The organism is Thermodesulfovibrio sp. (genome assembly GCF_049969575.1).
In the GTDB taxonomy this organism is placed as follows: domain Bacteria; phylum Nitrospirota; class Thermodesulfovibrionia; order Thermodesulfovibrionales; family Thermodesulfovibrionaceae; genus Thermodesulfovibrio; species Thermodesulfovibrio obliviosus.
Genome location: NZ_JBMFOO010000001.1, coordinates 54,507 through 74,482 on the forward strand (window position 1 = coordinate 54,507; position 19,976 = coordinate 74,482).

The 19,976-nt window shown below is 34.4% G+C and carries 22 protein-coding genes; 15 read left to right on the forward strand and 7 right to left on the reverse strand.

The window, feature by feature from the left end; genetic code table 11:
* Positions 1-2: 2 nt before the first annotated feature.
* On the reverse strand, positions 3-1,235 hold the full coding sequence (locus ACP5O9_RS00305; RefSeq protein ID WP_353686431.1) for a DUF1015 domain-containing protein: 1,233 nt from the start codon (positions 1,233-1,235) through the stop codon (positions 3-5).
* Between the two features lie 68 nt (positions 1,236-1,303).
* Between ACP5O9_RS00305 and ACP5O9_RS00310 the strand changes: the two genes are divergently transcribed.
* From ACP5O9_RS00310 to ACP5O9_RS00370, 13 genes are all read left to right on the forward strand, one after another.
* Positions 1,304-1,966, forward strand: a complete 663-nt coding sequence (locus ACP5O9_RS00310; RefSeq protein WP_353686432.1) for a DUF1828 domain-containing protein — start codon at positions 1,304-1,306, stop codon at positions 1,964-1,966.
* Positions 1,967-2,046: 80 nt separating this feature from the next.
* Positions 2,047-4,497 carry an ATP-dependent Clp protease ATP-binding subunit gene (locus ACP5O9_RS00315; protein ID WP_353686433.1) on the forward strand — a complete coding sequence of 817 codons (2,451 nt, stop codon included), beginning with the start codon at positions 2,047-2,049 and terminating at the stop codon, positions 4,495-4,497.
* 8 nt (positions 4,498-4,505) lie between these two features.
* On the forward strand, positions 4,506-5,030 hold the full coding sequence (locus ACP5O9_RS00320) for a TlpA family protein disulfide reductase (protein WP_428723215.1): 525 nt from the start codon (positions 4,506-4,508) through the stop codon (positions 5,028-5,030).
* Positions 5,030-5,554, forward strand: coding sequence for a DUF4416 family protein (locus ACP5O9_RS00325; protein WP_353686435.1), 525 nt, complete (start codon positions 5,030-5,032; stop codon positions 5,552-5,554). Before ACP5O9_RS00320 ends, ACP5O9_RS00325 begins: the two co-directional genes overlap by 1 nt.
* Before the next feature lie 61 nt (positions 5,555-5,615).
* On the forward strand, positions 5,616-6,851 hold the full coding sequence (gene tig, locus ACP5O9_RS00330) for a trigger factor (protein ID WP_424904935.1): 1,236 nt from the start codon (positions 5,616-5,618) through the stop codon (positions 6,849-6,851).
* Positions 6,848-7,435 carry an ATP-dependent Clp endopeptidase proteolytic subunit ClpP gene (clpP, locus tag ACP5O9_RS00335; RefSeq protein ID WP_353686437.1) on the forward strand — a complete coding sequence of 196 codons (588 nt, stop codon included), beginning with the start codon at positions 6,848-6,850 and terminating at the stop codon, positions 7,433-7,435. Before tig ends, clpP begins: the two co-directional genes overlap by 4 nt.
* 9 nt (positions 7,436-7,444) lie before the next feature.
* Positions 7,445-8,674, forward strand: a complete 1,230-nt coding sequence (gene clpX / locus ACP5O9_RS00340) for an ATP-dependent Clp protease ATP-binding subunit ClpX (protein WP_353686438.1) — start codon at positions 7,445-7,447, stop codon at positions 8,672-8,674.
* Positions 8,671-9,045, forward strand: a complete 375-nt coding sequence (locus tag ACP5O9_RS00345; RefSeq protein WP_353686439.1) for a cyclophilin-like fold protein — start codon at positions 8,671-8,673, stop codon at positions 9,043-9,045. Before clpX ends, ACP5O9_RS00345 begins: the two co-directional genes overlap by 4 nt.
* Positions 9,032-9,649: a YkgJ family cysteine cluster protein gene (locus ACP5O9_RS00350; protein ID WP_428723216.1), complete on the forward strand. Its 618-nt coding sequence runs from the start codon at positions 9,032-9,034 to the stop codon at positions 9,647-9,649. Before ACP5O9_RS00345 ends, ACP5O9_RS00350 begins: the two co-directional genes overlap by 14 nt.
* 112 nt (positions 9,650-9,761) lie before the next feature.
* Positions 9,762-10,655 carry a respiratory nitrate reductase subunit gamma gene (locus tag ACP5O9_RS00355; RefSeq protein WP_428723217.1) on the forward strand — a complete coding sequence of 298 codons (894 nt, stop codon included), beginning with the start codon at positions 9,762-9,764 and terminating at the stop codon, positions 10,653-10,655.
* 11 nt (positions 10,656-10,666) lie between these two features.
* Positions 10,667-12,271: a (Fe-S)-binding protein gene (locus tag ACP5O9_RS00360; RefSeq protein ID WP_428723218.1), complete on the forward strand. Its 1,605-nt coding sequence runs from the start codon at positions 10,667-10,669 to the stop codon at positions 12,269-12,271.
* 33 nt (positions 12,272-12,304) lie between these two features.
* Positions 12,305-12,970, forward strand: coding sequence for a Crp/Fnr family transcriptional regulator (locus tag ACP5O9_RS00365; RefSeq protein ID WP_428723219.1), 666 nt, complete (start codon positions 12,305-12,307; stop codon positions 12,968-12,970).
* A 23-nt stretch (positions 12,971-12,993) separates the two neighbouring features.
* The gene (locus ACP5O9_RS00370; protein WP_353686441.1) at positions 12,994-13,194 is read left to right on the forward strand and encodes a DUF6485 family protein; all 201 of its coding nucleotides are present in this window, start codon (positions 12,994-12,996) and stop codon (positions 13,192-13,194) included.
* Here ACP5O9_RS00370 and ACP5O9_RS00375 read toward each other — a convergent pair.
* Both ACP5O9_RS00375 and ACP5O9_RS00380 read right to left on the reverse strand, forming a co-directional pair.
* The gene (locus tag ACP5O9_RS00375) at positions 13,166-14,041 is read right to left on the reverse strand and encodes a metallophosphoesterase family protein (RefSeq protein ID WP_428723220.1); all 876 of its coding nucleotides are present in this window, start codon (positions 14,039-14,041) and stop codon (positions 13,166-13,168) included. The two genes, ACP5O9_RS00370 and ACP5O9_RS00375, sit on opposite strands and share 29 nt — an antisense overlap.
* A complete protein-coding gene (locus tag ACP5O9_RS00380) occupies positions 14,019-14,657 on the reverse strand; it encodes a HEAT repeat domain-containing protein (protein ID WP_353686443.1) in 639 nt (212 codons plus the stop codon). Before ACP5O9_RS00380 ends, ACP5O9_RS00375 begins: the two co-directional genes overlap by 23 nt.
* A gap of 41 nt (positions 14,658-14,698) precedes the next feature.
* Between ACP5O9_RS00380 and ACP5O9_RS00385 the strand changes: the two genes are divergently transcribed.
* Complete coding sequence (locus tag ACP5O9_RS00385; protein ID WP_428723221.1) at positions 14,699-15,274, forward strand: class II aldolase/adducin family protein; 576 nt, start codon at positions 14,699-14,701, stop codon at positions 15,272-15,274.
* A gap of 1 nt (position 15,275) precedes the next feature.
* On the opposite strand, the gene rfaD is transcribed toward ACP5O9_RS00385, so the two are convergent.
* Positions 15,276-16,235, reverse strand: coding sequence for an ADP-glyceromanno-heptose 6-epimerase (gene rfaD, locus ACP5O9_RS00390; protein ID WP_353686445.1), 960 nt, complete (start codon positions 16,233-16,235; stop codon positions 15,276-15,278).
* 144 nt (positions 16,236-16,379) lie between these two features.
* Here rfaD and ACP5O9_RS00395 point away from each other — a divergent pair, with 144 nt between their 5' ends.
* Entirely contained in the window at positions 16,380-16,739 is a 360-nt protein-coding gene (locus ACP5O9_RS00395) for an ArsR/SmtB family transcription factor (RefSeq protein WP_353686446.1), read from the forward strand.
* A 52-nt stretch (positions 16,740-16,791) separates the two neighbouring features.
* Here the strand turns inward: ACP5O9_RS00395 and ACP5O9_RS00400 are convergent, their stop codons facing one another.
* The 3 genes from ACP5O9_RS00400 to guaA are packed head-to-tail and all read right to left on the reverse strand — an operon-like array spanning position 16,792 to position 19,975.
* The gene (locus ACP5O9_RS00400; RefSeq protein WP_353686447.1) at positions 16,792-17,559 is read right to left on the reverse strand and encodes a TlyA family RNA methyltransferase; all 768 of its coding nucleotides are present in this window, start codon (positions 17,557-17,559) and stop codon (positions 16,792-16,794) included.
* On the reverse strand, positions 17,556-18,440 hold the full coding sequence (locus ACP5O9_RS00405; RefSeq protein WP_353686448.1) for a polyprenyl synthetase family protein: 885 nt from the start codon (positions 18,438-18,440) through the stop codon (positions 17,556-17,558). The genes ACP5O9_RS00400 and ACP5O9_RS00405 overlap by 4 nt, the downstream gene beginning before the upstream one ends.
* Positions 18,441-18,442: 2 nt before the next feature.
* Positions 18,443-19,975 carry a glutamine-hydrolyzing GMP synthase gene (gene guaA / locus ACP5O9_RS00410; protein ID WP_424904828.1) on the reverse strand — a complete coding sequence of 511 codons (1,533 nt, stop codon included), beginning with the start codon at positions 19,973-19,975 and terminating at the stop codon, positions 18,443-18,445.
* Between the last annotated feature and the right edge of the window lies 1 nt (position 19,976).

Here is a 19,976-nt window from a genome sequence, read left to right on the forward strand (position 1 = left end):
CATTAAATTTTCTCTCTAAAACTATTAATAACCATTCCTGTAAGAAGTTTCGGGTAGAAATATGTTGATTTGGGAGGCATTCTTAGACCTTTAAGTGCAACTCGTTCTATTTCTTCTACTTTTGTCGCTCTGAGAATAAAAATTGCATCACATTTTCCTTCTTCCACCATCTTTATACCTTTGTCAATATCTGTATCATAACAGACTTCTTTCTGAGGAAACATTTCCTTTAGAATTACCTCTTCAAGAATGGTAACATCAAGATCTCTCAACTCTTCAGGTAAATGTTCAAGAGATGAGCCTTTATATTGAAGGATATAGAATTTGTTATTTTTAAAATAAACTCCGATATTTTTACTCCCCATTCTTTCAATTGCTTCCTGAATATCCTCATTTTTGTTGAATTCAAGTAAACAAAAAAGATTATTATGTTTTTCAAGTTGTTGCTTGACAGGTAAAGGAGTGCTTAAAATTCTGTGAGTTGGCAGAATTAGATAACCGTCATCTTCAATATTGGCCAAAAACATTAGAACATAATTCCATGGCGGGTCTTCTCTGTCTGGATAAATTGCATTCATCATTGTTTTAAACTCAAGAGCAACCTCGTATCTATGATGACCATCAGCAATAAATATGGGTTTGTTTTTAAACTCTTCCGCTATTTTTTTTATTTGAGATTGCTCATTTATTTTAAATAGCCTGTGAATATTTCCATCTAAATCTTTTGCCTGGATATAAGGATTTTTAAGATTTTCAAGTATTTGAGAGGTTACTCTCTCTTTTGAACGATAAATAGAAAATATCAAAGAAGTATTTGCCATGCAGGCTTTCATGAGATTTAATCTATCTGTCTTAGGTTTTGAATATGTTTGCTCATGAGGATAAATTCCTCTGCCAAGTTCTTCAAGTCTTACAGTGCCTATGATTCCTCTTAGTGTTTTCTTTTTATTTTTATATACATATTCAACTTCATAACCGTAAAAACAAGGCTCTTTTTCTTGAATAAGAATTCCTTCCCTAAGCCATCTCTCCATATACTCTTTTGCAAGAACATATTTATCTACTCCTGCTGAATTTTTCCCGTAATCAATTCTTATTATGTTATAAGGGCTTTTATCATAGAGAATATCTTTAAGTTCATTGGAGATGATATCATAGGGAGGGCACATGACATCATCTCCAATGATTTTTTCAGGATTGTAAACAATTCCCTTAAAAGGTTTGATTACAGTCATATAGGTTCTATGATAACATTTAAAGTTATTGTAGCTCAACACTGATAAAATATGTTATATTGTTTTTCATGAATCTGATTACGAAAACAGTTCTTCTTCCAAAGATTGGAAAAACAAGAATAACATTTTACCGTGAAAGGAGAAAAATCACAAAGGATAAAACAACAATTTCTCTTCCCTTTGATCTTCAATTGAATGAAAAACTTGCTTATGGAGAGATAATTTACAGTCCTGTATTCAGGTCCTGTAGAATCATGTGGAGTGATGCTCCAGAGGACATGCAGATAAAAGAAGAGGCAGAAAATTTTATTAAAGAATTTTTATTTGGTACTTTGATTGCTACAACAGAACCAATAGAGGATGAGGAAGCTGAAAAGATTTTTAATGATTTTATAGAATTTTTTGCCTCCTCTGTGCAATACAGGATAACAGCTGAAGGTGCTTGCGTTCTGACTATTCCAATTGCTAAGAAGGAAGCAAAAGTAATTAAAGTAATATTAAGGAAAAAAGAAACAGGAGATTATTTTTTCAGTGATGATGGATTAATACTCAGAAGTTTTCGTCCCCATGAAAGAGGTCAGAGAGAAAGAGTTATTTTTGCTGCAAAAAAATTGGGCATAGAAATTAAAGAAGAAGAGTTGTTTCTTGAATCCTCTCGAGAAGAACTCTCTCAAAATTTTTACAAGTTTATACAGTTTGTCTCTGCAGTATATTTGTTTTACTTGATTTAATATTCCTTCTGGTTGACACAAAACAGGCAAAAAAATTAATATTGATTTTAGAAACTAAAAATTTTTACAGGAGCATTAAAATGTTTGAGAAGTTTACAGAAAAGGGTCGTAAAATAATTCTCTATGCCAGAGAAGAAGCAGAAAAAAGAAATAGCGAGTTTCTTGATACAGAACATTTACTTCTTGCAATTTTAAGAGAAGAAGATTCCATTCCAGTGGCTATACTAAGAAAAATCGGAATTTCTCCTGAAAATGTAAGATATGAAATTGAAAAAAGAATAAACACAGAGGGTAATCTTCTTACTTATGGAGAAATACCTTTTTCTCCAAGAGCTAAAAAGGTTCTTGAAAATGCAGTGGAAGAGGCAAGACTTTTAGGCCATCCCTATATCGGGAGTGAACATCTCTTTCTTGGTTTAATTAAAGAGGAAGAAGGAATCGCAGGTAAAATTCTGAGAAGTTTTGGAATTAATCTTTTAGGCGCAAGACAATTGACTATTAACTTTTCAATAAGACCTCATTTCCAGAGTACACCTCAAAAAGAAAAAAGAAAAACAAATACTCCAGCTCTTGATGAATTTGGAAGAGATCTCACTTTGTTTGCTATTGAAGGCAAACTTGATCCTGTAATCGGAAGAGAAGATGAGATAGAAAGAGTCATTCAGATTCTTGGAAGAAGAATTAAAAATAATCCTGTTATAATTGGTGAGCCAGGGGTTGGCAAAACAGCAATAGTAGAAGGGCTTGCTCAAAAAATTATTGAAGGAGATGTGCCTGATATTTTACTTGGCAAAAGAATTATTGCCCTTGACTTGGGAGCATTAATTGCAGGAACAAAATACAGAGGCCAGTTTGAAGAGCGACTCAAAGCAGTAATAAGAGAGGCAACTCAATCAGACAATATTATTTTATTCATTGATGAGCTTCACACAATAATTGGAGCAGGTGCAGCAGAAGGCTCTGTTGATGCTTCAAACATGTTAAAACCTGCTCTGGCGCGTGGAGAAATGCAGTGTATTGGTGCGACAACTCCACAAGAATACAGAAAATATATAGAAAAAGATGGAGCTTTGGAAAGAAGATTTCAACCTGTATACATTCAACCAACAACTGTGGAAGTAACAATCGAGATTTTAAAAGGAATAAGAGAAAAATACGAATCCCATCATAGGGTAAAAATTACAGATGAAGCAATAGAAGCTGCTGTAAAGCTTTCAGATAGATACATTGCAGACAGATTTTTACCAGACAAAGCAATAGATGTTATTGATGAGACTGCTTCAAGAATTAAGCTTAGAAGATCTGTGATGCCTCAGGAACTTAAAGACCTTGAGTTTGAGCTTGCTAGAATTACCAAAGAAAAGTCTTTATACATAAAGCTTCACGATCTTCCTGCAGCGCAGAAGGCAAAATACGAAGAGGAAAAATTAAAAAGAATTTATGAAACTAATTACAAAAAATGGAAAGACTCAATGCACAAGGAAGTTCCTCTTGTTACAGCAGAGGATGTCTCATATACTGTTTCCAAGATGACAGGTATCCCACTTTATAAACTTGAACAGACAGAGTCTGAAAAACTGCTTCATATGGAGGAAATTCTACATCAAAGAATTGTAGGACAGGATGAGGCAATAAAGAGTGTCTGCAAGGCAATAAGACGCTCTCGTGCAGGATTGAAAACAAAAAACAGACCAATTGGTTCATTTTTCTTTTTAGGTCCTACAGGAGTTGGCAAAACAGAACTTGCAAGGGTCCTTGCAGAGTTCATGTTCAATGATGAGACTGCTTTAGTAAAATTTGACATGTCCGAGTATATGGAAAAATTCAATGTATCAAAGCTAATAGGCGCACCTCCTGGGTATGTTGGTTATGAAGAAGGAGGGCAGCTTACAGAAAGAATTCGTAAACGACCTTATTCTGTTGTTTTATTTGATGAGATTGAAAAAGCTCATCCTGATGTATTTAATCTGTTGCTCCAGATACTTGATGAAGGCGTTCTTACAGATAGTTTTGGTAGAAAAGTGGATTTCAGAAATACGATTATAATAATGACATCAAACATAGGAGCAAGATTGATTGAAAAATCAACACCTCTTGGTTTTCACAAGCCTCAGTCCACTGATATATACCAGAAAATCAAAGACAGCGTGTTTGATGAACTTAAAAAGACCTTTAATCCTGAATTTCTGAACCGAGTTGATGATATTGTGGTATTCCATCCTCTTGAAGAATCCCATTTACTTGCTATTATTGATCTTTTAATTGCTGAAACAAATAAAAAACTTGCAGAATACGGATTTGTTATTGCTGTATCCGATGCAGTTAAACATTGGATTCTCAGTAAATACTATCAGCCAGCTTATGGTGCAAGACCTATGAGACGAGCTATTGCAAAAGAAATAGAAGACCCGCTTTCAGAAGAAATTCTGAAGGGTAACTTTAAAGGAGCGAGCCTTATAAAAGTTGAGCTAAATAACAATCAGATAGAGTTTAAAGAAGTTGCTGAAGAAGTAACAGCATCTGTTAATTGAGGTGAGTGATGAAAAAAAATGTATTTTTAATTTTATTTGTTTTACTTGCCCTGATTGTTACAGGAAGTATTTTATTAAAAAAGGGCAAGACTTCTATAAAAGAAAATGTACAGATTGGACTCCCTGCTCCTGATTTTGAACTTAAAGATATTAATGGTAAAAAATGGAGTCTCAAAGACTTAAAAGGTAAAATTGTTATTCTCAACTTCTGGGCATCATGGTGCAATGACTGTAAAGTAGAGAAAAAGTCAATACAGGCTTATTTAAATAAAAATGGAGCTTCCGATGACTTTGTATTTCTTACAGTTCTTTACAAAGATAATCCCCTAACTGCCACTGAAATAGCAAAAAAAGAGGGTTTTACTTTCCCTGTGCTTATTGATGACGGAGTTACATCAACAATTTATGGAATAAAGGGAGTTCCTGAAACATTTCTCATAGATAAAAAAGGAATATTAAGGCACAAGATCGTTGGTCCTGTTGACTGGAGTAATCCTCATATAGTTCCTCATCTAAGACAAGTATTATCTTAATGGGTAAACCCGCTCAGCCAAAAAAGGTTTTGCTATTTATTGGAACACTTTTCAAGGATAAAGAGGTATACTATAGGGCAAGACAAATCCTGGAGAAATTTTTCGGCGAAATAATTTTAGAGTCAAGTCCGAAACAATGGAATTATTCAGATTACTATACTGCAGAACTTGGTAGCCCAATACTGAGAAGATTCATGTTTTTTAAAAATTTGATTTCTGAAGGGGATATTGCCCAGATAAAAATTCAAACAAATCAGATTGAAGAGGAACTTTCTAAGGATGGAAAACGAACTATAAATCTTGATCCAGGTTATATAGGGCTTGCAAAGCTTATTCTTGCTACAACAAAGGATTACTCTCACAGAATTTATCTTAAAGATGGAATTTATGCAGAGGTTACATTGATTTTCAGGGATAATTCCTTCAGACCCTATATAAACACTTACAGAGATTATGCAGAAGATGAATATATAAAACTTTTTAATCTTGCAAGAGCTATTTATAAGGATTTGTTACTCAAGTAAAAATTGACAAAAATTCTATCTGACTTTTAAACTTAAAATAAATCATACTGAGGGAGGAAATGTGTTAAAAGGAATCGAAGAAATCTCAACGACCAAAAAAAGATTGAAATTTGAAATACCAGCAGATGTAGTTGAAGAAGAAATTCAGAAAGCATTAAAAGAAATTCAAAAGAAAGCAAAAATCCCTGGTTTCAGACCTGGAAAAGCTCCTCTTGCAATAATCGAAAAAAAATTTGGTCAAGAAGCTATTTCCGATGTTCTGGAAAAACTGGTTTCAGAGTCTTACAGGAAAGCAGTTAAAGAGGCTAATTTAAAACCTCTTGTTCCTCCAATAGCTGAAGATGCCATTGATATAAAGAGGAAGGAGCCTCTTTCTTTTGAATTAGTTGTTGAAGTAAGGCCAGAGATTGAAAATCTTAGCTATGAAAATATAGAGGTAGAAGAGATTGAAACAGAAGTAAAAGATGAAGAAATTGAAGAAGTCATTAAAAGATTGTGCGAAGAAAGAGGTAGTTATGAACCAACAGATGAGCCTACCCGGGCTGGAGATCTTGTAGTTATTGATTATAAAACAGACATTGGAAAAGAAGCAAAGGACTTTGTCTATAAGCTTGGTGCTGGACCATTTCCAGAGGATTTTTCAAAGGCAATAGAAGGCAAGAAAAAAGGAGAAAGTTTTAATGTAACAATTGATTTTACGGAAGACTCTATTGCTGATTTTGCAGGCAAAAAAGTTAATTTTGAGATTACTTTAAAAGAAGTAAAAAGAAAACAAACAGTTCCTTATGAAGAAATTTATAAAGAGCTTGGTTTTGAAAGTATGGAAGAGTTTAAAGATTACATAAGAAAAAATCTTGAAAACGCTAAAAAACAACAAGCTATTGAACAGCAGAAAATTGATATACTTAAAAAACTTCTTGATACTCATGAATTTGAACTTCCAGAAGGGCTTGTTGAGATGGAAATAAAACGAATCACTGAAGAATATGAATCATTAGGACTTGATATAACACAAAATATGGATAAAATCTCAGAAAGAGCAAAAAGGAATGTTAAAGCATATATTCTTCTTGAAGCCATAGGAGAAAAGGAAGGAGTTACTGTTTCAGAGGAAGAGCTTAAACAGGAAATTATGGATATTGCAAGAAGATACAGCATAACTCCACAGGGAGTTATACAGTATTACATGTCAAGGGATGGCTCCTTAGAGGCACTACAAAATAGTGTATTTGAAAGAAAGGTATTTGACATACTTCTAAGTAAATCAAATAAGATTAAAAAACAGGAGGCAGTATGAGCATTGTTCCAATAGTAATAGAACAAACAGGAAGAACAGAAAGAGTTTATGACATATACTCAAGACTGCTAAAGGATAGGATTATTTTTATTGGCACAGAAATAAATGATCAGGTTGCCAATGTTGTAATAGCTCAGTTGCTTTTTCTTCAAACTGAAGATCCTGACAAAGACATTCATATTTACATAAACTCACCAGGAGGTATGGTATCAAGCGGACTTGCAATATATGATACAATGCAGTATGTAAAACCTGATATTGCCACATACTGTATCGGACAGGCTTCTTCAATGGCTTGTGTTCTTCTTGCAGCTGGAACAAAAGGAAAAAGATTTGCGCTACCTCATTCAAGGGTAATGATTCACCAGCCAATTGGTGGTTTTTATGGACAGGCAACGGATGTGGAGATTCATGCAAGAGAAATCTTAAAAATGAAAGATTTGCTCAATAAAATTCTTGCAAAACACACAGGACAGCCAATTGAAAAAATTCAGAAGGATACAGAAAGAGACTTTTTTATGTCAGCAGAAGAAGCAAAAGAATATGGAATTGTTGATGAAGTTATCACATCAATAAAAAAATAAGGTGGTAGTATGGCAAAGAAAAATGAAGAAACTTTAAAATGTTCCTTTTGCGGAAAGTCACAGAAAGAAGTAAAAAAACTTATTGCAGGAAACGGCGTTTATATATGTGATGAATGTATTGCCCTGTGTAACGAGATTCTTGAAGAAGAAAGATTTAATAGCCTTGAGGGTATAAAGACAGATTTGCCAACTCCACAGGAAATTCACAGGTTTTTAAATGACTATGTTATAGGACAGGAAAGGGCAAAAAAAATACTTTCAGTGGCTGTTTACAATCATTACAAAAGAATTTTTAAAGGCACTTCCTCTGATGAAATTCAAAAAAGTAATATAATGCTTATAGGACCTACAGGCACAGGTAAAACCCTTTTAGCGCAAACTCTGGCAAAATTCCTTGATGTTCCCTTTGCAATTGCTGATGCCACAACACTTACAGAAGCTGGATATGTTGGCGAGGATGTGGAAAACATTCTTCTTAAACTACTCCAGAATGCCAATTATGACCTCCAGCGTGCTCAAATAGGAATAATTTACATTGATGAAATTGATAAAATAAGTAGAAAATCAGATAGCCCCTCCATTACTCGTGATGTATCAGGGGAGGGAGTTCAACAGGCACTTTTAAAAATAGTTGAAGGAACACTGGCAAACATACCACCTCAGGGAGGAAGAAAGCATCCTCAACAGGATTATATTCAGATGGATACCACAAACATACTTTTTATATGTGGTGGCGCTTTTGTCGGGCTTGAAGAAATTATAAAAAAGAGAATCGGGAAAAGAACAATTGGTTTTCTTTCAGAAACACCGAAAGTGGATAAAGAAAATGTATTAGACTATGTTGAACCAGAGGATTTGATAAAATACGGGATGATTCCAGAATTTGTTGGAAGATTTCCTGTTGTAGCAACTCTGAATGAACTTGATGAAAATGCACTTGTAGAGATACTTACCAAACCAAAAAATGCCCTTGTAAAGCAATATCAGAAACTATTCAGCATTGATGGAGTAAAACTCACATTTACTGAAGATGCTTTACGGGCAATTGCTAAAAAAGCAATTGAAAGAAAAACAGGTGCAAGAGCATTAAGAAGCATACTTGAAGACATAATGCTTGATGTTATGTATCTCATTCCTTCTGAAAAGGGAATTTCAGAGTGCATTATAAACGAAGATGTGGTAAATAAAAAGACATCTCCTCTTTTGATTTATAAAGAAAAAAGAGCAAAACATGCATGAATACAAAAGTCAGATTAATTATTGACGGAAGACAAATAAGAGCAGAATTATATGATACGGAATGTGCAAAAAAAATTCTTGAGGCACTTCCAATAGAAAGCAAAATTAATGAATGGGGAGATGAATTCTACTTTTCAATAGGGATAAGCATGCCTCTTGACAGCACAGCAACGACTTGTGTAGCAGTAGGAGACATTGGTTATTGGCCAGCTGGTGAGGCTATGGCAGTATTTTTTGGAAAAACTCCTTTAAGCACCGGAGAGGATCCTGTGCCAGCTAGTGAAGTAAATATAGTTGGCAGAATTATTGATGATCCAGCCATTTTAAAAACTCTAAAAGGAGCAAGAAAAATTAGAATTGAAAAAGAATAAACTAAGGCTCAGTTTTCCTGAAGATGAAAAGATGCATAGCTGGCTACCAGTACTTCTTAATGCTTATGCAATAATGGATGAAGGAGTTAAAAGGGATATTAAAAAATATGAAAAATTAGGTCGTCGCCTGGCATGTCGTCGTGGATGTAGCTCCTGCTGTAAAACCCATCGTGACATTCCCGTTTATCCAATTGAAATTGTAGGAATTTACTGGTATGTAATTGAGAAGGTAAAAGAACCTCTGCGAGCAAAAATAAAAGCCTCACTCATATCACACAACCGAGGTGATTTCTGTCCTTTTTTAATTGATGAAGTATGTTCAATTTATCCAGTGAGGCCCCTTGCATGCAGACAGTTCAATGTATTTAATAGGCCCTGCAGTGCAGGGGAGGACCCTTTTTATACAAGACCTGAAGATGTTTTAAAGCCTTCAGAGCACTATCTTGGCAAAGCCCTCTATGAGACAACGCCATTTTACAATGTTTATACTGATGAAGAAAGAGTTGATTTTATAAACTCTGGCAGACTTAATTCACTTGTCAGAATTCTTCAAAACTATCCATGGATTGAACTGGCACGAAGAATTGATAATCTAAGACCTTAAAAACCTTCACCCTTTAAAAGAATTTCAATCAAATATTGATTTTTTTAAAGTCTTTAGTTTATTATAAAATAAATTTATATATTCTATAAAAAATTTTTTCATGGAGGAAAAAATGGAAAATTTATTGTTTTTTATGGCTTTAGCTTCTCCTGTTATAATGATTCTTGGTATTGCAATTAAGTTCTACAGAATTTCAAAAATGCCACTTAATCTTAGATGGGAGATTTATCCAGTGCCTCATGAAACAGAACAAAAAAGAAAATACGGTGGTTCTTATATGGAAGAGTTTGACTGGCAGGATAAAAAACCAGAGAAACACTTTATAGGAGAAATAATAGAGCCTCTTAAAGAAATTTTTTATCTACACAGAGTAAAAAAATTCAATCCCTACGGTATATGGATTTGGTCACTGGCTTTACATTGGGGAATCTGGCTACTGTTCCTCTGGATGGGAATTCTTTTGATAAATGGAGTTTTTAATTGGGAAATTACTTCAAAGCTTGATTTCATAGCCTATTTTTCTTACACTTTAGGGATTATTGGAAGTTTTGGGTTAATTATTAAGAGATTTTTCACGCATGATTTAAAGATATATACTTCAGGTATTGATTATTTTAATCTTCTGTTTCTTCTGTTTCTTTTTACCTCAGGCTTATTGACAATAATGAAAGACAATGGATCCGATCAATTCTTAGCTTATGTAAATGGAATTTTAAATGGAAGTATTCCGGTTGAAGAATTATCTACGATTACAATCGTTCATTTTGTTATTTTTGAGTTATTTTTAATTTACATTCCCTTTTCAAGATTTTTTCACGGTCCTGTTAAATATTCAACCTTTCACAATATTTTATGGAACGATATGTATCAGATAAAAGGTTCTACAGAAGAGAAAAAAATTTCTGAACAGCTTAATTACAAAGTGGGATGGGCAGGTCCACATATACTTTCTCAACAAACTTGGCTTGAAAATGCCAAAAATACTAATCTTCATGAAAAAATATAGGGGGGATAAGAATGAAAGAATTAAAAGAAATTGCAAAGGAATCCAGGCAGCCAATTGTTTATATAAATGAAAATGAACTTTTATCATTGGCTCCATATATTGATGAAAAAAAAGACAATTACAAAGCTCCTGATGATTGGTTTGATAAATACGAGCTTTTTCTTGATGGTTTCTCCGGATTTCCAATAATAAATCCTTCAGAAGAAGAGAAAAAAGAAGTTGTAAAAAGATTTCTCAATGGTATTAAAAAACTTCTAAATCCTCAATCCAACTGGACTTTTTATAAACCCTTTTATCTTTCCCTGAAATATTGTGTGAGATGTAATACTTGTGCACAAGCCTGTCATGTATATATCGGCAGTGGTAAGAAAGAAATATATAGACCCAATTTCCGTTCAGAAATACTTCGCAGAATTCATAATAGATATTTCACCTCAAGCGGCAAAGTATTAAAATCTTTTGTTGGAGCTGACATAGAAGTTACTTACGCTTTAGTAAGAAGACTTTTAGAACTTGCTTACAGATGCACTCTTTGTAGAAGATGTGTTTTATACTGCCCTGTTGGAGTTGATAATGGGTTGATTGCGAGAGAACTAAGAAAATTATTCAGTCAGGAACTTGGCATAGCTCCTGAAGAGGTTTATAAAAAAGGAACAAGGTTGCATTTAAAAGCTGGTTCATCAACCGGAATGGGATCAGATGCTTTTAAGGATATAATAAAATTCATTGAAGAAGATATCCATGAAAGAACTGGAAGAAAGATCAATATTCCTGTAGATAAAAAAGGGGCTGATATTCTTTTATTGCATAACGGAGGAGAATACCTTGCCTGGCCTGACCATGTAGCTGCATTTGCAATACTTTTAGATGCCGCTGGAGTAAATTATACCTTAAGCAGCGAAACACTCGGATATGATGGAGTTAATTATGGTGCCTGGTATGATGATATTGAATTGGCAAGAGTAGGATTAAGGCATTTACAGATTGCTCAAGAGCTTGGAGTGAAAAAGCTAATAATAGGAGAATGCGGTCACTCTCACAAGGTTTATTCTGTAATTTTTGACAGGATTCTTCCTGCAAGCTCTCCACTGTGGAACATTAAAAGAGAAAGCTGTATACCTTTAATGTGGGAGATTGTGAAAAGTGGAAGAATTAAATTAGACCCAATGAGAAACAATTTCCCCATAACATTCCATGATTCCTGTAACATAGTTAGATTAATGGGGATTCTGAGTCCTCAAAGAGAGATTATAAAAGCTGTTTCTCCAGGCACATTTAGAGAGATGAACCCTCATGGTCCTTATAATTATTGTTGTGGTGGAGGAAGTGGTTTTGCAATAATCCGATCACTTAATTTCCCTGTCTGGAGAAATAAAGTCTCTTTCCGATTAAAAACTAGGCAGATTCTTGATACTTTCAACGATGTCCTGAATCAGGATGTTCCTAAACTTGTTGTTGCCACATGCTCTAATTGTAAAGGAGCATTGAGAGATATGATAAAGACTTATGGACTTTTTGAGAAGTTCAAAATTAATTACTCTGGACTGGCTGATTTAATCGTTAATGCCATGGCAGATATACCACCATTCTTTAACTTTGAGGAGATGGCAGAATGAGATAGAAACCGTAAATTTTTGTTAAAATTATTAATGCTTGAAGAAATTGCTATTTTCAATGAACTGAGCAATGATGACCTGAGAAATCTTGAAAAAAATTTAATAATTCAGAGCTTTAAAAGACGTCAGGTAATTTTTCATGAAGGAGACAAACCTGAATGGTTTTATATTCTTTTAAAAGGTAAGGTTAAAATATCAAAGTGTTCCGCTGATGGTAGAGAGATTGTTCTTGAAATAATTGATGCACCTGATTTTTTCGGAGCTCTCGCTGTAATTAAAGAATTTCCTTATCCAGCTACTGCAATAGCAATAGAGGATTGCGAGGTTTGGAAAATTGGCAGGGATATTTTTTTAGAAGTATCCAATAAGTATCCTCGTTTTAATAATCAGATTCTGCATCATATTACTATGAGGCTGAAAGCAGGAGTTGAAACTCTTAAAAATCTCGCACTGGAAGATGTTTTGTCAAGGATTGTTTATCAAATCTTTAAGCTTATCACAAAGTATGGCAAAAAAGTGTCAGAAGGTGTTTTAATAGATTTAAAACTAACCAAGCAGGAGATTGCAGAAATGGCAGGTACAACCACTGAAACTGCCATAAGAGTAATAAGCAGATTAAAAAAAGAAGGCTACATAATTGAACAAAATCGTAAAATTATCGTGAAAGACATAGACAGACTTTTTGAATTAATAAAATAAACTTTGATTGAGGAGGAAGGTTTATGGAATGCAAAATTGAGAGAAACAAAAAAATCTGTAACTGCAGTTATGAGCCATGTGAAAAAAAGGGAATTTGTTGTGAATGCCTGCATTATCACAGAAAAAGAGGGGAACTACCAGCATGTTATTTTACTCCAGAAGTGGAAGCTACCTATGACAGAAGTATAAAAAGATTTATCTCAATGTATCAAGGGAAAAAGTAAGGTTTTCTAACTCAACATCTGTTGCATCTTTGATTTTTTTGGATAAATCAACTTTTGCTACAGTTATACCTGCTCTGAAGGCATATCTACGGCAGGTAAATACAGTTATACATTTATTTGAATAGATGCGCTTACCTGCTACATTGTAGTCATGTCCTCTTATAAAACATGATGCATTGATTGAATTTAAAAACTCAATAAGTTGTTTTTCTGTGAACTTAGGAATTCCATATCCTCTAAACATGGGAGAACACTCAGGGTCTGCCCATAATATATCTATAATCAAATCCGTACTAGATTTGTCATCAATTTTTTGATCTTTTAAAGGAAACCCACCATGCGCGGCTACTACTCCATTTTTTGTTTGTATCATTAAAGGCATTTCCTGAAAAACAGATACTGCAGCATCATGCATTTTTACTCCTGTTTTTCCAAATAAATTTCCAAGCTCTTCATTAAATTCATAGGGAAAACATTGCACTGCATAGTTCGCCTCATGGTTACCCTTTAAGAGAAAAACTCTGTCTGGAAAGTTTATTTTAAGCAGGCAAAGATAAACGAGGTTCCAGACAGACCCCTCAGGTTCAGGCTCTCTATCCACATAATCTCCAAGAAATATCAGATTTTGTTTGTCTGAGTTATGTAAAAATCTTTTCACAATATATTTCGTGGTTGAAAAATCTCCATGAGTATCTCCTACAAACACTGCTTCACCTTCTTTAAGATCTGGTTTTACAAAAGCAGGCTCTTTAGCCAGAACCTCAGCTGTATTTTTGAAAATATCAATTATATCTTCTGGCTCGAAGTTATTTAATAATTCAGGATTATAAAGCACCTCCGAAAGCATTTAATAACTCTTTATGGTTTCCGTCAGAAGCTATTTCCTTTATAAAATTAACTGCCTCTGGTGTTCCTATTGATTTTAATGCACTTACAATTGCTATTCTCACTGCAAGAGTTTTTTCTGATAAAAAGGCTTCTTTTAAATATTTAACTGCTTCAGCCATCTTAATTCTACCCAGTGATTTTGCTGTAGCTTCCCTTACAAGAGTTTCTGGGTCATTTAAGCCTTCTTTCAGAATCTCAAGAAGCCTTATACTTGGTTTAAAGTCTCCTAAGGCATCAGCTACATAGGATTTTAACGAAGGACACTCATGATGAAAAAAAGGATCCTGAAACATTCCCAGTAAAGCTTCCTCAGCCTGAGGGCTGCCAATGCTTCCAAGAAGTTTTATTGCACGGATTCTGTATCTCCAGTCATAACCCCTTGCGTCAGCAAGTTTAATAACTGTGGAGAGCATATCAGGATTTTTAAATTTTTCTACAAAAGCTGGATTTGAAACCTTTTCTCTCCATTGAGGTGTATCAAGCTCTTTAAGAAGTTCATCAATTGTAAGGCTGTAAACACTGGTAAAAGGGAAAAGCAGAAATATTAAAATCAGAAATTTCAAAAAAATTTTCATAAAAAACCTCCGTAACAGTTTTTATGTTTTATAATAAAACTATGCAATGGAAAAAAGAAAGAGAAGAAATTGTGAAGATAGCAAAAAGGATTTATAAAAAAGGGCTTGTTACTGGATGTAGTGGTAACATTAGCATGAGGCTTAAAGAAAATCTTATTGCCATTACAGCAAAATCCAAATCTTACAATGGACTTAAAGCATCAGATGTGGTCATTATTGATTTTAATGAGAATGTCATAGAAGGAGACAGCGAACCATCATCAGAAAGAAAGCTTCATATAGAAATTTATAAGGCAAGAAAAGATGTAAATGCGGTGATCCACACACATTCTACTTTTGCATGCACAATGGCAGCTTTGAATCTTTCTCTCCCTTCAATTCTTGATGAACAGACTGATGTTCTTGGTGGGCCCATAAATGTTACAGAATACGCTCCTTCAGGGACAAAGGAGCTTGCCGAGAAGGCTGTAAAAGCTTTAGGGGATAAAAAAGCTGTTTTTTTATCAAGGCACGGAGCTGTAAGTGTAGGAGACTCCATGGAAGAAGCTTTTTCAGTTTGTGAACTTCTTGAAAAACTCTGTAAGATTTATATTTTGATAAGATTAATTCAGAAATAAATTAGCATTTTTCAAGATAGTTAACAACATAATCTTTTATCCCTTCTTCAAGAGATACAGCGGATTTATTGTAGCCAGCTTTTTTAAGTTTACCCATATCAGCTTTTGTAAAATATTGATATTTTCCTTTGATTTCTTCAGGCATGTCAATGTATTCTATCTGTGGTTCAAGCTCTAATGCTGAAAAAACCGCTTTTGCTAAGTCATTCCATGAACGGGGTATGCCTGTGCCTGCATTGAAAATTCCATTTATTTCAGGTTTTTCAAGGAAAAATATAGTCATTTCTACCGCATCTTTTACATAAATGAAATCTCTAAGTTGTTCACCATCTCTGTAATCCGGGTGATAGGATTTAAAGAGTCTTATTTTGCCATCTCTCTTAATTTGCTCATAGGCTTTCAAAACCATACTTCTCATCTCACCTTTATGAGCTTCTCCTGGTCCGTAAACATTGAAGTATTTTAAGCCAACTATTTTATCAAGAATTCCATTTTTTAATGCCCAGAGGTCAAATATCTGCTTTGAATAACCATAGGCATTTAAAGGTCTTAAAAAAGGTATTAAGCTATGCTCATCAGAAAATCCCTTAGAGCCATCTCCATAGGTAGCTGCAGTTGATGCATATATGAATCTGACATTGTTTTGTAATGACCATTTTGCCAGTTTTTTAGTGTATTCATAGTTGTTTTTCATAAGAAAATCAACATCCTTTTCAGTAGTGCTACTTCTTGCACCAAGATGGATTATTGCTTTAGTTGAATTTTTAAATTCTTCTATTTTTTCAATAAACTCATCTTTGTGAATGTAATCTTCAAAATTGAGTTCCACAAGATTTTTCCACTTTTCCGAGGTATTTAAATTATCAACTATGAGGATTTTTTCCTCTCCCAGTTCATTAAGCCTTTTTACCACATTTGAGCCAATAAATCCAGCTCCTCCAGTGACAATCAGGTAGTTCAATTTTACCTCCAGAACAGTTTAATTTTTTATTTTACCAGAAATCTGCTCTATTCTGTAACCAGAAGGACTTAAATTTTCCATTAGGAAGTTAGTGTTTTGTTTAGAATGTTGACAAACATATAAAAATTTTTTTATACTTTTTGTATGGAAAATTTGAAAACATCTGAGTTGACAAAGGTGTTTCATGCATTGTCTGATGAAACGAGGCTTAAAATTCTCAAGCTTCTTGAAAAAGGTGAACTTTGCGTATGCGAAATAGTTAATGCTCTTGATATGATTCAGCCAAAGGTTTCCTTTCATCTCGGGGTTTTAAAGGAGGCAGGGCTGGTAAAGATAAAAAGAAAGGGAAAATGGATTCTCTATAGCCTTGATGATACTGATCTGTTTAAGAGATTTTTAATTCTTTCTGTGCTGGAAAAGATTTCAAATGAGGAGATTAAAAAAGAGCTTGAAAATTTAAAAAATTTTAAAGATAGCCAGGACCCTCGCTATTGTAAAACTTAATTAAAATTCAAAAGGATAAAATTGAAGGAAATAACTAAGCAATGGGCATATATCAAAGTTGTTGTGGGTATGGTTTTTGGTGCAATTGTTGATTAACCTTAGCATAGATTAAATATTCAATGTTGCCCTTTTGTCCTTTAATTGGAGACTCTATAATTCCAATTACTCTGAGCTTTATAGTTTCAAAGAATTTTTTGATTTCCTCTACTGCTTCTCTTCTCCTTTCTGCGGATTTTACAATTCCTCCTTTTTCAACATCACCACGACCAACCTCAAACTGTGGCTTAATTAGCGCTATAATTTCACCTTCTGGTTTCAGGAACTCTATGACTTTCGGAATAACAAGTTTTAAAGATATGAATGATACATCAACTGTTACTATATCAATATCCTCTGGAATGCTATCTTTATTCATGTATCTTATATTTGTTCTTTCTACTGGAATAACTCTCGGGTCTGTTCTCAATTTCCATGCAAGCTGACCATATCCAACATCCACCGCATAAACACGCTTTGCACCATGCTGAATTAGACAGTCAGTAAATCCTCCTGTGCTTGCACCAACATCCATTGCAATTTTGTCTTTAACATCTATTGAAAAAGCTTTTAATGCTGCCTCAAGCTTTAATCCACCTCTGCTCACATAGGAAAGAGGCTGTCCACATATAGTAATTTCAACATTTTCATCAACCATTGTGCCAGGTTTTTCAATTTTCTGTCCGTTTACAATAACTTTTCCTTCAAGAATTAAAGCACGGGCTTTTTCTCTGCTTTCTGTGATACCCTTTTTATAAAGTAATTGATCAAGGCGAAGCTTCACGATGTGCGTTTTATTATGTATTTTGCAATCTCTCTTAAAGGCTCTGCCTTTTCATCAAATGTTTCAAGAGCATTCAGGGCTTCATCAATCAGCTGTTTTGCCTTTTTTCTTGATTGAGTAATTCCATACACTCTTGGATAGGTCATTTTTCCTTTTTCAATATCAGAGCCTTTTGGTTTTCCAATCTCCTCAGTACTACCTTCTATGTCAAGGATGTCATCAATTATTTGAAAGGCAAGTCCAATGCTTAACCCATAGGTTTCAATTTTTTTCATTTGCTCATCATCAGCACTTGCAAGTATTGCTCCTGATTTAACAGAGGCAGAAATAAGCTTAGCAGTTTTATTTAAATGAATGAATTCAACGCTTTCTTTGTCAGGCTCTTTTCTCTCTGATATTAAATCCATTGCCTGACCCCCTACCATTCCGTAAACACCTGCTGAACTGCTTAATTCATGAATTACTTTTATGAGATTTAATGGCTCAACATCTGTATAAGCAGGATTGGATAGGATTCTAAAAGCCTCTGTCAGCAAACCATCACCTGCAAGAATAGCAATTGCTTCTCCAAATATTTTGTGATTTGTTGGTTTGCCGCGTCTGAGATCATCATTGTCCATTGCTGGAAGGTCATCGTGAATTAAAGAATAGGTATGGATGAACTCTATTGCAGTGGCATATGCAGTTATGTCTTCCTTTCCTCCGCAGGCTTCATAAGCAGATATGCATAAAATTGGCCTTAATCTTTTCCCTCCAGCTGTTAAAGAGTAAAGAACAGATTCATGAAGAATGGGAGGAACAATTGCTGGATTAAAGTAGGATTTTATAAATTCTTCAATTTTGGCTCTTTTTTCGGCAATGTATTTTTTTAAATCAAACATATTTACTCCCACTCAATGGTTCCTGGAGGCTTTGATGTTATGTCATAAACAACCCTGTTTACTCCCTTTACTTCATTGATTATTCTATTTGAGATTCTCTCAAGTAATTCATAGGGAAGCCTTACCCAGTCTGCTGTCATTCCATCAACACTGTGAACTGCTCTCACAGCTATTACATGCTCATATGTTCTTTCATCTCCCATAACTCCAACAGTTTTTATTGGAAGCAAAACAGCAAAGGATTGCCACACCTTTTTATACCATCCTGAATTTTTAATTTCTTCAAGAACAATCATGTCAGCCTGCCTCAGTATTTCAAGCCTTTCACGTGTAACCTCTCCAACGCATCTTATAGCAAGACCAGGTCCTGGAAAAGGATGCCTGTATAAGATTTCATCAGGTATTCCAAGTTCCTGCCCAAGCTGTCTTACCTCATCCTTAAAAAGCTCTCTTAATGGTTCAATAAGTTTAAGTTTCATTCTTTTAAGAAGTCCGCCTACATTATGATGGCTCTTTATGGTTGCAGAGGGTCCTTTAAAGGAAATGCTTTCTATAACATCTGGATAAAGAGTTCCTTGTGCAAGAAATTTCACTCCTTCAATTTTCTTAGCTTCTTCTTCAAATATTTTTATAAACTCTCCACCAATTATTTTTCTTTTTCTCTCAGGGTCACGCACTCCTTTAAGTCTTCTAAGGAATCTCTCTGATGCATCCACAACCTTTAAATTTATGTGAAAATTATTTCTTAGCATCTCTTCAACTTTTTGTCTCTCTCCTGCCCTTAAAAGTCCGTTATCCACAAAAATGCAGGTTAAGCTCTCTCCTACAGCCCGATGAACAAGCACAGCTGTAACAGTAGAGTCAACTCCTCCACTTAAAGCACAAACAACTTTATATGAACCAACTTTTTTTCTTATTTCCTCTATCTGTTTTTCAACAAAGGAATGCATATTCCAGGAAGGGCTACATCCACATACTTTGAATATAAAATTATTGAGTATCTTTTTGCCTTCTTCTGTGTGCACCACTTCAGGATGAAACTGTAAAGCATAGATTTTTTTCTTTTTGTCAGCCATTGCAGCATAAGGAGAGTTTTCTGTATGGGCAAGCCGTATAAAGCCTTCAGGCATCTCTGTAATTTTATCAGCATGACTCATCCAGACTACTGTTTCCTGAGAAACATCACTGAAAATATCAGAAAAATCCTCAATTCTTAAAATTGCTTTACCATACTCTTTTTTTTCAGCTTTAGAGACCTTCCCACCAAGAAGATGGGTAATGAGCTGCATTCCGTAGCATATTCCAAGAATCGGTATCCCAAGGTTGAATATTTCTTTATCTATCGTAGGTGCACCATCTTCATAAACACTTGAAGGTCCACCAGAAAGAATAATTCCTGCGGGTTTTCTTTTTTTTATCTCATTAAAAGGTGCGTTACAGGGAATTATTTCAGAGTAAACATTAAACTCTCTTATTCTTCGTGCTATAAGCTGAGTGTATTGGGAACCAAAGTCAATTACTATAATTTCTTCCATA